Below are 13,711 nucleotides of genomic sequence, written 5' to 3' on the forward strand. Positions count from 1 at the left end.
AGCGCCGGCGCGCGGTCGTCAGTACCCCAGCTCCGCCTTCGCCGCCGCGTACGCCTGGCGCACCGCGGGCACGCCCGGCGCGTCGAAGACCTCGTCGCCCGCGAGGGGCCACTCGGGGACGCTGCCCGTGAGGATCCACGCGGCCTGCTTCGCGGCGCCGTCGGCGACGAACTCGCCCGCGTCCGGCACGTGGATGGGGACGCCGAAGATCGTCGGCGCGATCTCGCGCACGGCGCGGCTCTTCGCCCCGCCGCCGATGAGGAGCACGCGCTCCACCTGCACGCCCTGGCGCGTGATCGCGTCGAGCCCGTCGGCCAGGCCGCACAGCATGCCCTCGACGTGCGCGCGGGCCATGGACGCGGGCGTGCTGTTGCGGAGGGTCATGCCGTGGAGGGACGCGGTCGCGTCGGGCAGGTTGGGGGTGCGCTCGCCCTCGAAGTAGGGCAGGAGCACGAGGCCGTCGGATCCCGCGGGCGCCTCGAGCGCGAGGTCGGACAGCCGCGCGTGGTCGACGCCGAGGAGCCGGGCGCCGCCGTCGAGCACGCGGGCGGCGTTGAGGGTCGCGATGAGCGGGAGGAAGTTGCCCGTGGCGTCCGCGAAGCCGGCGACCGTGCCGGAGGCGTCGGTGATGGGATCCGCCGTGACGGCGAACACCGTGCCGGACGTGCCGATCGACACGACCACGTCGCCCGGCACCGCGCCGAGGCCGAGCGCGGCGGCCGCGTTGTCGCCCGCGCCGGGGCCGACGGGGATGCCGGCAGGGACGCCGGGGATCCCGTCGCCCGTGACGCCGGCGGACTCGCCGGGCCCGAGGACCCGCGGCAGGCCGACCACGCGGCCGAGCGCGCGCTCCAGCAGGTCGAGGCGGTACTCCCCCGTGACGCTCGACCAGTACGCGGTGCCGCTCGCGTCGGAGCGGTCGGTGGCGAGGGCGGCGAGGTCCGGGGATCCGACGCCGTGGCCGAGCAGGCGCCAGGTCAGCCAGTCGTGCGGGAGGGCGATGGCGGCCACACGGGCGGCGTTCTCGGGCTCGGTGTCGCGGAGCCAGCGGAGCTTGGTGGCGGTGAAGGACGCGACCGGGACCACGCCCGTGGCGCTCGCCCAGGTCTCGGCGCCGAGCTCGTCGCGGAGGTCGGCGGCGGCCTGCGCGGAGCGCGTGTCGTTCCAGAGGAGCGCGTCGCGGACGACGGCGCCCCGTTCGTCGAGGCAGACCATGCCGTGCTGCTGGCCGCCGACGGAGATGGCGGCGACGTCGTCGAGGCCGCCGGCGTCGGCGATGGCGGAGAGGAGCGCGTCCCACCAGTGCGCGGGATCCACCTCCGTGCCGTCGGGGTGGGACGCGCGGCCGGAGCGCACGAGGGCGCCCGTGTCGAGGTCGCGGACGACCACCTTGCAGCTCTGCGTGGAGGAGTCGATGCCTGCTACGAGTGTCTTCGTTGTCACGATCAACATATTAGGGGGCGTCCTAAGCTGGTCGGGCACCCGCGGGAGTGGTGGAATCGGTAGACACGCAGGATTTAGGTTCCTGTGCTTTCGAGCGTGAGGGTTCAAGTCCCTTCTCCCGCACCAGCCGAGGAGCCCGCGAGGGCCACTCGCCGCCGCGGCGCTCCGACCCGCAGCGAGGAGCATCCCGTGGACGAACGCCTCCGCCTCTGGACCCAGGAGACCCCCGTGCACCCGGTCCCCCGCCTCGCGGAAGCGCTCGGCCTGCACCCCGAGCGGCTCCTGATGAAGCGCGACGACCTCATCGGCTGGGGCGGCGGCGGCAACAAGGCGAGGAAGCTCGAGCGCTCGCTCGGCCGGGCCGTCGCGCGCGGGGTCAGCACGGTGCTCACCACGGGCGCCGCGCAGAGCAACCACGCGCGCATGACCGCGGCGGCCGGCGCGGCGCTCGGCCTCGACGTCGTGCTGGTCCTCGAGGGCCAGGAGGTCGCGGCGCGCGGCAACGTGCTGCTCGACGGGCTGTACGGCGCGCGCATCGAGTGGTCGGGTGACGAGCCGACGGACTCGCGCGCCGCGTCCGTCGTCGCGGAGCTCGAGGCGGCCGGCACGCGCGTGCACCGGGTGGCGTTCGGCGGATCCGACGCGCACTCCGTGCAGGGCTTCGTCGACGCGGGCCACGAGCTCACCGGGCAGGTGGGCGAGGTCGACCACGTCGTCGCCGCCCTCGGCTCCGGCGGCACGATGGCCGGGCTCGTCGAGGCGCTGGGGCCCGAGCGCGTCCTCGGCGTCCACTGCGGGGCGGTCGCCGAGCCGCGCGCCGTGGTCGCGGGGTTCCTCGCGGAGCGCGGCACGGGGATCCGCGCGGACGCCCTGCGCATCGACGAGGGCCGCGTCGGCTCCGGCTACGGGCACCTCACGGACGAGGCGCGGGACGCGCTCGTGCTCGTGGCGCGCACGACGGGGATCCTCCTCGACCCCACCTACACGGCCCGCGCCGCGGCCGGGCTGGCGGCAGCCGTGAGCGAGGGATCCATCGGGCCGGACGACCTGGTCGTCCTCTGGCACTCGGGCGGCATCCCGGGGCTCTTCGGCCACGCCGACCTCGGCGCCTGACCCGCGCCACGGCCCTCGACCGGGGGTGGCCGGGACTCGGCGCGCGCGCGGCCTCGCCCGATATCCTGTGCTCTGCCGCAGGTCGCACCGCTCACGTCGCGACCCACCACGACTGGAGCCACCACGTGCATCCCCTGCTCTTCGACTTCCTCGACTCGACGACCCTCATCGAGTCGTTCGGGGGATTCGCCCTCATCGGGATCTGCCTGATCATCTTCGCCGAGACCGGCCTGCTGTTCGGGTTCCTGTTCCCCGGCGACACGCTCCTCGTCATCGCGGGCCTGACCCTCCCCGGGATCACCGGCATCGACATCTGGTGGGTCTGCCTGGCGATCGCCTTCTCGGCGTTCGCGGGCGGCGAGGTCGGCTACCTCATCGGCCACAAGGCGGGACCGCGGGTCTTCGAGCGCAAGGACTCCGGCATCTTCAGCCGGCAGAACGTCGTGCGCACCAACGCCTTCTTCGCGCGCTTCGGCGGGCTCGCCGTCATCGCGGCGCGCTTCGTGCCCATCGTCCGCACCTTCGCGCCCATCGCCGCCGGCGTCGGCCACATGGACTACCGCAAGTACTCCCTCTACAACGCGATCGGCGCCCTCATCTGGGGCGCGGGCCTCACCTTCCTGGGCCACCTGCTCAACGGCTTCCCGCCGATCCGCGACTTCGTCACGCACTACATCGACTACGTGCTCCTGGGGGCCGTGTTCGTCACGGTCGTGCCCGCGGCGATCCACTTCCTGCGGGCGCGCAAGCACGCGCGCGACGAGGAGGCGGCGGGCGTCACGCACGACGGCGAGGACCTCGCGCTCACCCGCGAGGAGTTCGACCAGGACCCCTCGAACGACCCGCGGCGCTGAGGCGGGCGCCCACGCGGCGCTGAGGCGGGCGTCCACGCGGCGCTGAGGCGGGCGTCCACGCGGCGCTGATGGTGGCAGCCACGCACCGCTGATCCGCCGATCCCGGCGACGCCCCGCATGCCGGTGACGCGCGGCATCGGTCGTGACCCGCTGCGTCCACCCGACGGGTCGTCCGCCGCGTCAGACGTGGTGGCGGTGCTCATGCCCGGCGTGCTCCTCGGGCTCCAGCTGGAAGGTGCTGTGCTCGACGTCGAAGTGGTCGTCGAGGCAGCCGGACAGCCGGTCGAGCAGCTCGCCCGTGCGGCCCTCGCGGAACACCTCCTGCTCTACCACGACGTGCGCGGTGAAGACAGGCGACCCGGACGTGATGGCCCAGACGTGCACGTCGTGGACCGCCGTGACGCCGGGGGTCTCGAGCAGGTGGGCGCGGATCCGCTCGGGCTCGGTGCCCACGGGCGTGGACTCGTTCAGCACGCGCACGACGTCGCGCAGCAGCACGACCGCCCGCGGCACGATGAGCGCGGCGATGACGAGCGAGGCGATGGCGTCCGCGCGCCCGAAGCCGGTGACCGCGATCACCACGCCCGCGATGATCGTGGCGACGGACCCGAAGGCGTCGCCGAGCACCTCGAGGTAGGCGCCGCGCATGTTGATCGAGCGCCCCGCTCCCCCGCGGAGCACCAGGAGCGCCCCGATGTTGGCGACCAGGCCGATGCAGGCCGCGAGCAGCATGATGCCCGGGTCGACCTCGGGGCCCTCCGGCGCGAGCAGCCGCTGGATGCCCTGCACCGCGACGTAGACGGCGACGCCCGAGAGGATCAGCCCGTTGACGAGGGCGCCGAGGACCTCGCCGCGCTGGAAGCCGAAGGTGTGCCGGTCGGTCGCGGGACGGGCGGCGACGATGGTGGCGACCAGGGCGATGCCGAGGCCCAGCAGGTCGCTCGTCATGTGGCCCGCGTCGGCGAGCAGCGCCAGCGACCCGGAGACGAGCGCGCCGACGACCTCGACCACGAGGACGGTGGCGGTGATCGCGATGGCGGCGACGAGGCGGCGACGGTCGGTCGTGGCCGCGCCGTGGTCGTGCGATCCGGAACCCATGCGTCCACCGTACGGGCCCGCGGTCATGCGGATCCAGCCGGGGGCGCAGTCGGGAACGAGTCCCGCTCTCAGGAGGGTCGGGAGGAGGCGTCAGCCCTCGCCGAGGAGCTCCCGCCGGACCACGGGCATGATCGCGTCGAACGCGAGCGCGCGGTGGCTGACGCGGTTCTTCTCGTCGGCGCTGAGGGCCGCCGCGCTCGCGCCGCCGGTGGCCGGCCGGAAGACCGGGTCGTAGCCGAAGCCGCCGCCGCCGGCGACCTCGCGGAGCACGGATCCCTCCCACACGCCGACCGCGGTGCGCTCGACGAGGCCGTCCGCGGTGGGGACGACGAGGGCCGCGGCGCACGTGAAGCGGGCGCCGCGGTGGGCGTCCGGCACGTCCCCCAGCTGCCAGAGGAGCAGCTCGAGGTTCTCGCGGCTGTCCCGCGCAGGCCCGGACCAGCGCGCGGAGAAGATGCCCGGCGATCCGCCCAGGACGTCGACGCCGATGCCGGAGTCGTCCGCCAGCGCCGCGTGCCCCGTGTGGAGCGCCGCCGCGCGCGCCTTGATGAGCGCGTTCTCCTCGAACGTCGTGCCGTCCTCGACGGGCTCGGGGCCGTCGTAGGCGACCAGGTCGATCCCGTCGAGGCGGGTGCCGAGGATCCGGCGCAGCTCCTCGACCTTGTGGGCGTTGTGCGTGGCGAGGACGAGCGCGATCACGGCCGTTCCCTCAGCGGCCGAGCGCCTGCGCCTGCAGCGCGGTGAGCGTGGTGCCGCCGCCGAGCGCGAGGTCGAGGAGGGCGTCGAGCTCGGCGCGGTCGAAGGGCGCGCCCTCCGCCGTGCCCTGGACCTCGACGAAGGATCCGCTGCCCGTCATCACGACGTTCATGTCGGTCTCGGCCCGGACGTCCTCGACGTACGCGAGGTCGAGCAGGGGCTTCCCGTCGACGATTCCCACGGAGACCGCGGCGACGCTGTCCTTGAGCGGCGTGGCGCGCTGCGCGATGAACTTCCGCTCGCGGCCCCACTCGAGCGCGTCGGCCAGCGCGACGTACGCGCCCGTGATGGCCGCCGTGCGCGTGCCGCCGTCGGCCTGCAGCACGTCGCAGTCGATGACGATCGTGTTCTCGCCGAGGGCCTTCATGTCGACGACGGCGCGGAGGCTGCGGCCGATGAGGCGGGAGATCTCGTGCGTGCGCCCGCCGACCTTGCCCTTGACGGCCTCGCGGTCCATGCGCTCGTTGGTGGCGCGCGGGAGCATCGCGTACTCGGCCGTGACCCAGCCCTGGCCGCTGCCGGCCTTCCAGCGCGGCACGCGGTTCGTGAAGGACGCGGTGCAGAGGACGCGGGTGCGCCCGAAGGAGATGAGGGCGGATCCCTCGGCCTGCTCGCTCCAGTTCCGCTCGATGGTGATCTCGCGCAGCTGGTCGGCGGCGCGGCCGTCGTGGCGGGGGGTGGGGTCGGTCATGTGCGGCCTCGGCTCGGGTCGGGGGTGGATGGGGTGACATCGGCGTTCGGCGCGTCGGACGCGTCGTCCCGCAGCCGGTGGGGCAGGGAGATCGCGCCCGTCTCGACGAGCTCGACGTGCGTGACGCCCGTCCCGAGCATGCGGCGCGCGAGGTCCTCGAAGTCGGACGCGCGCCCGCCGGTGGCCTCGTACCGGATCACGGGCGGCGCGTCGGAGCGGCGCTCGAGGCCCGCGGACACGAGCTCCCGGTACACGTCCTTGGCGGTCTCGGTGTCGCTCGAGACGAGCGTGACGTCGGGGCCCATGAGCAGCGAGATCGCGCCCTCGAGGAACGGGTAGTGCGTGCAGCCGAGGACGAGCGTGTCGACGTCGGCCGCGCGCAGCGGCGCGAGGTACTCCGCCGCGGCCGCCATCAGCTCGGGGCCCGACGTCTCGCCCCGCTCGACGAACTCGACGAAGCGCGGCGCCTCGGCCGAGGTGAGCGCCAGGTGCGGCGCGGCCGCGAAGGCGTCGTCGTAGGCGCGGCTCGTGACGGTGGCGTGGGTGGCGATGACACCCACGCGGTGGTTGCGTGTGACGCTCACGGCGGTGCGCACGGCCGGCTGGATCACCTCCACCACGGGGATGTCGTAGCGCTCGCGGGCGTCGCGCAGCATGGCCGCGGAGGCCGTGTTGCAGGCGATGACGAGCATCTTCACGCCGCGCTCGACGAGGTCGTCGAGGACCGCGAGCGCGTAGCGTCGGACGTCCGCGATGGGCTTGTCGCCGTAGGGCGTGTGCGCCGTGTCGCCGATGTAGATGATCGACTCGCGCGGGAGGAGCGTCGCGACGGCGCGGGCCACCGTGAGGCCGCCGACGCCGGAGTCGAAGATCCCGATCGGCGCGTCGCTCATCGTGCCAGCCTACCGGCGGCCCCGGGCGCGCCCGGAGCCGACCGCGGTCGCGCGCGCGTCACAGCGACCGCCGGGCGTCCTCCTGGGCGACGAGCTCCGGCAGGTCCTTCAGCCGGCGCAGCCCGGCGAGCGGCTGGGCCATGCGCGCGTTGCCGCGGAGACGCTCCTGGTTGCGGTCGAGGAACCACCAGTACCCGGCCGTGTACGGGCACGCCGTGGGGCCGACGCGGACCTTCGGGTCGAACGGGCAGCCGCCGCAGTGGTCCGACATCCGGTCGATATAGGCGCCGCCGCCCGCGTACGGCTTCGTCGCCATGCGACCGCCGTCGGCGTGCAGCGCCATGCCGACGACGTTCGCCGGCATGACCCACGGCGTGCCGTCGACGAAGGAGTCGATGAACCAGTCGTTCATGGCCTCGGGGTCGTAGCCGCGCTGGAGCGCCAGGTTGCCGAGGATCATCAGCCGCTCGATGTGGTGCGCCCACCCGTGCGCGCGCACCTTGTCGACGACGTGGGAGAGGCACGCGGCCTCGATGCCGGACGCGTCGAGCTCCTGCAGCGCGGTCGGCACGCCGCGGTGCGCGTCGAGCCGGTTCTGCGACGTGTAGTCGTCCTCGAAGGCCCAGTAGAGGTGCCACACGTAGTCGCGCCAGCCCATGATCTGCCGCACGATGCCCTCGACGCTCGCGATGGGCGCGCGCCCGGCCGCGTGCTCGGCGACGATGCGCTCGATGACGTCCGCCGGATCCAGCACCCCCATGTTCATGGTGGCGCTCATGAGCGAGTGCGCCATGGTCCAGTCCCCCTGGAGCGACGCGTCCTCGAAGGGGCCGAAGTCGTTGAGCCGGCTCGCCACGAAGTCGTCGAGCGCCAGGCGCCCCTCCTCGGGCGTGACCGCGAAGCGCCGCGGCCCGTCGTCGCCCACGAAGCGCACGAGACCCTTCCGCTCCCACTCGTCGAGGTCGGCGCGGACCTCCCGGTCGATGTCGTCCTCCTCCGGCCACCACGGCTCGGGCAGGCCGAGGGTGGCCGCGCCCTTCGGCGGCCTCTCGCGGTTGTCGTGGTCGTAGTTCCAGCGGCCGCCGACCGGGTCGTCGCCGTCCATGAGGATGCCCGTGCGGGCGCGCGACCACCGGTAGAAGTCCTCCATGACGAGCCGGTTCGAGGTGCGGCCCGCCATCCACTCGGCGAACTCCTGCTCGCTCGTGACGAAGCCGCGGCTCGGGAGCACCTCCGCGCCGATCTCCGCGACGAGGCGCCGGAGCCCGCGGGAGGTGGGGTCGATGACCTCGAGGTCGTCCCGGCCCTCGACGACCTCGCGGTAGTGGTCGACCTGGTGGAACTCCACCCGGTCGCCCAGCGCCCGCGCGCGGTGCCGGATGCCCGACAGGATGAGGTGCGCCTTGGCCCGGTGGTACGGCCGCCGGGCGAGCAGGCCCCGCGACTCGATGAGCAGCATCGGCCCGCCGTCGTCGAAGTGGTCGCCCAGCTGGTCGGCCAGGATCCATCGCGTGCGCTCCATGGCACGAACCTAGGCCGGACCCCCGTCATCGTCCCGACCCGTGCGCGATGCGGACGGGCCGCCCCCGACGGGCGCCGCCCTAGGCTGGGCGGGTGACCCAGGCGACCTCCCTCCTCACCGACCGGTACGAGCTGACGATGCTCGACGCAGCGCTGAAGGCGGGCACCCACGACCGCGAGTGCGTCTTCGAGTGCTTCGCCCGGCGCCTCCCGAGCGGCCGCCGCTTCGGCGTCGTCGCCGGCACCGGCCGGCTCCTCGAGCTGATCCGCGACTTCCGCTTCGGCGACGCCGAGCTCGAGTACCTGCGCTCCGAGCGCGTCGTGGGCGATGAGGCCCTGGCCTGGCTCGCCGACTACCGGTTCCGCGGCCGCATCACCGGCTACCGCGAGGGCGAGGTCTACTTCCCCGGATCGCCGCTCCTCACGGTCGAGGCGCCGTTCGCCGACGGGGTGATCCTCGAGACGCTCGTGCTCAGCGTCCTCAACTACGACTCCGCGGTCGCGAGCGCCGCCGCGCGCATGGTGCAGGTCGCCGGCGGCCGCCCGCTCGCGGAGATGGGATCCCGCCGCACGGGCGAGCGCTCCGCCGTCGCCGCCGCACGCGCGGCCTTCATCGCGGGCTTCGGCGCCACCTCGAACCTCGAGGCCGGCCGCACGTGGGGCGTGCCGACCATGGGCACCGCCGCCCACTCCTTCACGCTCCTGCACGACACCGAGGAGCAGGCGTTCCGGGCCCAGGTCGACGCGCTCGGCCCCGGCACGACCCTCCTCGTGGACACCTACGACGTGCGCCAGGGCGTGGAGACCGCGGTCCGCGTCGCCGGCCCCGGCCTCGGCGCCGTCCGGCTCGACTCCGGCGACCTGCCGGTGCTCGTCGGCGAGGTGCGCGCGCAGCTCGACGCGCTGGGCGCCACGGGCACGCGGATCACCGTCACCAACGACCTCGACGAGCACGGCATCGCCGGGCTCGCCGCCTCCCCCGTCGACTCCTACGGGGTCGGGACCTCGCTCGTCACCGGATCCGGCGCCCCGGCGGCCGGCATGGTCTTCAAGCTCGTCGCGCACCGCGACGCGGGCGGCGACGGCGAGTGGGTGGCCGTCGCGAAGCGGTCGACGGGCAAGCAGAGCCGCGGCGGCCTCAAGGGCGCGCTGCGGCGCCATGACGCCCAGGGCGTCGCGACGTCGGAGCTCGTCACCGTCGGCCCGCACCCGGCTCCGCTCCCCGGCGACCGCGACCTCGTCGTCACTCTGGCCGAGGGCGGCGAGCCGGATCCGCGCTGGCTCGGAAGCGCGGGCACCGCCGCGGCTCGCGCGCACCACGCCGTCGCCGTGCGCGCGCTGCCGGCGCAGGCCTTCCGGCTCCGGGCGGGCGACCCGGCGATCCCCACCGAGGAGGGCACGGCCGCCTGACGCGGATCGGGCGGACGCGTCTCGTGCGGTGGCGGGGCTCCTACTCGGGCTTCATGTTCTCGTAGATGCGCTTGCAGTCGGGGCAGACGGGGAACTTCTCCGGGTCGCGGCCGGGCAGCCACTTCTTGCCGCAGAGCGCCTTGACGGGCTTGCCGCTGATCGCGGACTCGAGGATCTTGTCCTTCTTCACGTAGTGCGAGAAGCGCTCGTGATCGCCGGGCTCGATCGTCTCCTGCTCGAGGAGCTCCTCGAGCTCGCGGTCGAGGGTGTCGGTCCCGCCGCCCTGCGTGGGGCTTCCGGGGGCCTGTTCGATGCTGAGGATGACCATGACGTCAGTCTACTTTTCCGGCGCGCGGGGACCGGTGGCGCGGATCCGCTAGTGGCGCTGCGCGAAGGCCAGGAGCTCGGGGCCGCGCCGCTCGAACACGCGACCCCCGCCGACCACGCCGGCCCCGAGCGTCACGATGCCGATGCCCAGCCCCACGACGAGCGACCACGCCGGGTACGCGCCGCCGTGGACGAGTCCCATCCAGCCGAGCCACACCGACGGCAGCGCCAGGGCGACGGTGGCGAGGAACGTGAGCGTGGGCACGGTGGATCCGCCGGCGCTCACGCTCTGCGGCGCGTGGAAGGGGCTGTCGCCGGGGCGCGACGCCGGGTACGGGAAGCGCGCCGAGAAGAGCGACGACAGGCCGACCCCGACGAGCAGGACCCCGCCGCTGACCCCGATGACGGAGGGCAGGACGGACGCGTCGCCGAAGCCGAGGGCGCTGAGCGGCGCGCCGATCGCGACGAGCGGGATGCCGATTGCGAGGACGGGCACGAGGCGGCCGACGCGGTCCGCGACGCCGCGGATCCCCGACACGACGTGCAGCCACACCGCGGTGTGGTCGTGCGCGGTGTCGTTGTGCACGCTCCAGCCGAGGAAGAGCGCCATCACCGGCAGCGGGACCAGGGCCAGCACGTGCGCGTCGACGTCCACGATCACGAGCGGGACGAGGAGCACGAGCGGGAGCACCGGGATCAGCACGAGCGTGGCGCGGTAGCGCGGGTCGCGGATCCAGTAGGTGACGCTCCGCGCGGCCACCGCACCCGCGGGCGAGGCGCCGAAGCGGCCAAACCAGCCGAGGCCGGTCTGGACGCGGCCGCCGCCGGCGCGGTCCGGCGCGGTGAGGGCCCACGGCACGAGGCGGACCCAGGCGAGCGCGAGCAGCGCCGCCGAGGCGACGGCCACCAGGAGCATGCCGGCGGCTCCCCCGACGTCGCCCGCGACCGCCGCGGCGGGAGCCGACCAGGCGGCGCCGAGCGGCGTCCAGGCGATGACGCCGAGCATGCCGCGCGCGGGACGGAGCCCGTCGTCGAGGAGGTCGGCCTGCGCGAGCGCGACGACCACGGGCACGAGCAGCACGGCCACGAGCCCGGCCGCGAGACCGGTCGCCTCGCGGGCCCGGCGCGTGCTGAGCAGGACGGAGGAGAGGACCGTGCTGATCCGCGCGACGAGCACGCACGTGGCGACGGCGGCGCAGGCCGCGACCACGGCGACGAGGGCGGTGAGCGGATCGCGGGCCCACGTGACCACGGTGGTCAGCGCCACGGCGACGAGGACCGCGCCCGGGACGCTGACGACGGCGGCCGCGGCGAGCGCGACGGCCAGGCGCCGGGGCTCGATGCCGTAGGGCGCGAAGCGGCGCGGGTCCATGGCGTCCTCGGATCCGAGCACGAGCGGCACGACGAGCGCGCCGAGCACCACGAGGGCGCCTCCGGCGACCACGACGTCCCGCGCCGAGGCGACGTCGGCGTCGCGGAGCCCGGCGAGGGCGCCGACGGCGAGCACGGTGACGAGGATCCCGTAGACGCCGGCCGCGACGAGCCCGAGGACCTGCCAGGGGCTGCGGCGGAGCGCGTTGGCGAGGAGGGCGAGCCTCAGTCGGAGAACGAGTGCAACCACGAGAACCCCTCCGCCGTGCGTCGACCGCCGGCCAGGGCGACGAAGCGCTCCTCCAGCGAGCGGCCCGCGCGGACCTCGTCCATGGTGCCCGCGGCGAGCACCCGGCCGTTGACGATGATCGCGACGTGGTCGCAGATGCGCTGGATGAAGTCCATGCCGTGGCTCGACAGCACCACCGTGCCGCCGTGGGCCACGTAGTCCTGCAGGATCTCGACGACGTTCGCGGACGACACGGGGTCGACCGACTCGAACGGCTCGTCGAGGACGAGCATGCGCGGCGAGTGGATCATGGCGCAGGCGAGCGCGACCTTCTTGGTCATGCCCGCCGAGTAGTCGGTGACGAGCCGGCCGACAGCGTCCTCGAGACCGAACGCGGCGACGAGGTCGGCCGAGCGGCTGCGGATCTCCGCGTCGTCGAGCCCTCGGAGGGCGCCCGAGTAGTGCAGGAGCTGCGCGCCGGTGAGGCGGTCGAAGAGGCGGAGTCGGTCCGGCAGCACGCCGATGCTCCGCTTCGCGACGAGCGGCTCGCGCCAGACGTCGATGCCGTTGACCGTCACGGCGCCGGCATCGGGCCGGAGGAGCCCCGTGACCATGGACATGGTCGTCGTCTTGCCTGCGCCGTTCGGGCCGACGATGCCGTAGAAGGACCCGGCGCGGACCGTGAGCGCGATGTCGTCGACCGCCACCTTCTCGTCGAAGCGCTTGGTGAGGCCGTCGATGACGAGGACGTCCTCCCCCAGCTCCGGAGCGGCGGCGCGGTCGCCGCGGACCGACGGCGTGAGCGCGGTCTCCGCCACCCCGGCGAGGCCGGGGCGCGTGGAGCGCGGCGCGGTGAGGCTGTCGGTGCGGACGGTGACGGAGCGGGCGGGCGCGGGATCCTCGTCCAATGCGGGAGCGTCCTCGTCCCCCTCGTGCGGGATCGCTGGCGCCGCGGGCGCGATCTCGGCGTCCTGCTCGGAGGCGACCGTGGTGTCGGTGTCGGCCTCCGCTTCGGGAGCCGGCACCGGATCCACCGCCCTCTCCCCGGCCGCGTCGGCCGGGGTGGGCTCGACGGCGTCCGTCGCGTCCTGCTCGGGCTCGGGTTCTTGACCCGCGTCGGCTTCTGGAACGGCGTCGGCGTCGGCGTCGGCGTCGGCGTCGGGCGCACCCTCTTCCGCGTCCGCGACCCCGCTGACGTCCTGCTCGACCTCGACCGAGGAGGCACGGGACCCGTCCGCCGTGGCGGCGTCATCGGTCGGCGCCACGTCCTGGTCCTCGGCGTCGGCGCCCACGGGCTGCGGGTCGTCATCCGCGAACATCCCGCGGAGCTCCGACAGGCCGTCCTGATCCGGCTGCGTCGCCGCGACGTCGTCCGGGGTCCCCGGTACGGGAGCGGACGTCGTGGGCGAGCCGACGACCGGCGTCTCGGCCGTCCGGTCCTCATCCGCCTCCGAGGGAGCGGCGCTCTGCGTGGCCGCCACCGGCTCGGCGCTCCCCGCCGCGCGCTGCACGCGCGTGCGCCGTCGGACCCGCGGCGGACGGGCTTCCGTCGCAGCCGACTCCCCCTCGCCGTCGGCTTTCCCGTCGGACGGCCGCGACGCGGGCGCCGCGACGGGGGTGGACTTCACACGCGGCGGCGTCGGCGCCACGACCACGGCGGGCGCGGTCCGCGGCGACGGCGCGGTGGCACGGCGGGGGACGCGCTGACCGGGGCGCGGAGGCCGGGGCACCGCGGCCACGACGGTCGCCGGCTCCGGCTCGGCCTCGGCGGCGACCGCGTCGGCGGCCGCCTCCCCCACGGGCGCGGACGGAGCGCGATCGGCGTGATCCCGGGGGCCCGCAGCGGGGTCGGACGTGGCGTCGGGGGAGGTCGTCTCGTCGGGGGCGTCGGTCACGGCCCCACGTTAGCAAGGCGGTCCTCCGTGCCCGATCCGCCGTCCTCGGCGGTCCCGCCACGGGCGCCCACGGCCGCGTCCGGAGGAGCCGACGTCCCCTCCGCGGAGGC

At 74.7% G+C, this 13,711-nt stretch carries 12 protein-coding genes and 1 tRNA gene; 4 read left to right on the plus strand and 9 right to left on the minus strand.

Annotation, left to right across the window (positions count from 1 at the left end):
* Positions 1-18 precede the first annotated feature (18 nt).
* Entirely contained in the window at positions 19-1,452 is a 1,434-nt protein-coding gene (gene xylB / locus FGI33_RS06805) for a xylulokinase (protein ID WP_119434122.1), read from the minus strand.
* A gap of 32 nt (positions 1,453-1,484) precedes the next feature.
* On the opposite strand from xylB, the gene FGI33_RS06810 reads away from it, so the two are divergent.
* The 3 genes from FGI33_RS06810 to FGI33_RS06820 all read left to right on the plus strand — a co-directional run bounded on the left by FGI33_RS06810 (position 1,485) and on the right by FGI33_RS06820 (position 3,410).
* A tRNA-Leu gene (locus FGI33_RS06810) sits at positions 1,485-1,569 on the plus strand.
* A gap of 63 nt (positions 1,570-1,632) precedes the next feature.
* Positions 1,633-2,556, plus strand: coding sequence for a pyridoxal-phosphate dependent enzyme (locus FGI33_RS06815; protein WP_119434123.1), 924 nt, complete (start codon positions 1,633-1,635; stop codon positions 2,554-2,556).
* A gap of 125 nt (positions 2,557-2,681) precedes the next feature.
* On the plus strand, positions 2,682-3,410 hold the full coding sequence (locus FGI33_RS06820) for a DedA family protein (RefSeq protein WP_119401586.1): 729 nt from the start codon (positions 2,682-2,684) through the stop codon (positions 3,408-3,410).
* Positions 3,411-3,590: 180 nt separating this feature from the next.
* Here FGI33_RS06820 and FGI33_RS06825 read toward each other — a convergent pair whose 3' ends face one another.
* From FGI33_RS06825 to FGI33_RS06845, 5 genes are all read right to left on the minus strand, one after another.
* A complete protein-coding gene (locus FGI33_RS06825) occupies positions 3,591-4,508 on the minus strand; it encodes a cation diffusion facilitator family transporter (RefSeq protein WP_119434129.1) in 918 nt (305 codons plus the stop codon).
* A gap of 90 nt (positions 4,509-4,598) precedes the next feature.
* Positions 4,599-5,207, minus strand: a complete 609-nt coding sequence (locus tag FGI33_RS06830) for a non-canonical purine NTP pyrophosphatase (RefSeq protein WP_119434124.1) — start codon at positions 5,205-5,207, stop codon at positions 4,599-4,601.
* Positions 5,208-5,217: 10 nt separating this feature from the next.
* Positions 5,218-5,955 (minus strand): ribonuclease PH, encoded by a 738-nt coding sequence (gene rph, locus FGI33_RS06835; protein WP_119434125.1) that lies wholly within the window; start codon positions 5,953-5,955, stop codon positions 5,218-5,220.
* Positions 5,952-6,848 (minus strand): glutamate racemase, encoded by an 897-nt coding sequence (gene murI / locus FGI33_RS06840; protein WP_119434126.1) that lies wholly within the window; start codon positions 6,846-6,848, stop codon positions 5,952-5,954. The genes rph and murI overlap by 4 nt, the downstream gene beginning before the upstream one ends.
* Positions 6,849-6,906: 58 nt before the next feature.
* A complete protein-coding gene (locus tag FGI33_RS06845) occupies positions 6,907-8,370 on the minus strand; it encodes a cryptochrome/photolyase family protein (RefSeq protein ID WP_119434127.1) in 1,464 nt (487 codons plus the stop codon).
* Between the two features lie 92 nt (positions 8,371-8,462).
* On the opposite strand from FGI33_RS06845, the gene FGI33_RS06850 reads away from it, so the two are divergent.
* On the plus strand, positions 8,463-9,779 hold the full coding sequence (locus tag FGI33_RS06850; RefSeq protein ID WP_237582424.1) for a nicotinate phosphoribosyltransferase: 1,317 nt from the start codon (positions 8,463-8,465) through the stop codon (positions 9,777-9,779).
* Between the two features lie 40 nt (positions 9,780-9,819).
* On the opposite strand, the gene FGI33_RS06855 is transcribed toward FGI33_RS06850, so the two are convergent.
* The 3 genes from FGI33_RS06855 to FGI33_RS15515 are packed head-to-tail and all read right to left on the minus strand — an operon-like array spanning position 9,820 to position 13,601.
* Positions 9,820-10,107 carry a DUF3039 domain-containing protein gene (locus FGI33_RS06855; RefSeq protein ID WP_119373878.1) on the minus strand — a complete coding sequence of 96 codons (288 nt, stop codon included), beginning with the start codon at positions 10,105-10,107 and terminating at the stop codon, positions 9,820-9,822.
* Positions 10,108-10,155: 48 nt separating this feature from the next.
* Entirely contained in the window at positions 10,156-11,727 is a 1,572-nt protein-coding gene (locus tag FGI33_RS06860; RefSeq protein ID WP_237582425.1) for an ABC transporter permease, read from the minus strand.
* Complete coding sequence (locus FGI33_RS15515) at positions 11,703-13,601, minus strand: ATP-binding cassette domain-containing protein (RefSeq protein WP_420022559.1); 1,899 nt, start codon at positions 13,599-13,601, stop codon at positions 11,703-11,705. The genes FGI33_RS06860 and FGI33_RS15515 overlap by 25 nt, the downstream gene beginning before the upstream one ends.
* Positions 13,602-13,711 lie beyond the last annotated feature (110 nt).

Origin of the sequence: Clavibacter phaseoli, assembly GCF_021922925.1 — a bacterium.
GTDB lineage: Bacteria > Actinomycetota > Actinomycetes > Actinomycetales > Microbacteriaceae > Clavibacter > Clavibacter phaseoli.